Here is a 404-nt window from a genome sequence, read left to right on the forward strand (position 1 = left end):
TATGTTGATCTCTGCCGTGAACTTTTCCCTACACTTTTTGGCTTGGCGTGAACGCTCAATACGCCATTATCTTCACGATCCAGAGTTCCGATTCTTTATCTTTTTGATCAGTACAACGGTGCTGGGTACTATCGCCGTTCTTTGGCTGACACAGACCTACGACATCGGTATTGCCATACGTCACGGCCTATTTGAAGTGGTGTCGGTGGCCACCACCACAGGTTTTGGCGTAGCCGACTTTTCGCAATGGCCAAGCGTTTTACCTTTTACACTTTTCTTAGCTGCTTTCGTGGGCGGCTGCGCAGGCTCTACGGGCGGTGGTATGAAAGTGATACGTATCTTGCTGATTTTGAAGCAAGGGGTACGTGAGATTAAACGTTTGGTTCACCCCAGTGCCATTATTC

The 404-nt window shown here is 48.5% G+C and carries 1 protein-coding gene; it reads left to right on the forward strand.

Features of this window, described 5'->3' with window-relative positions:
- Window positions 1–404, forward strand: a 404-nt coding sequence (locus BTA35_RS17265; RefSeq protein ID WP_274378447.1) for a potassium transporter TrkG, incomplete at both ends; no start/stop codon positions are given.

The sequence above is a fragment of the Oceanospirillum linum genome, assembly GCF_001995095.2.
GTDB lineage: Bacteria > Pseudomonadota > Gammaproteobacteria > Pseudomonadales > Halomonadaceae > Oceanospirillum > Oceanospirillum linum.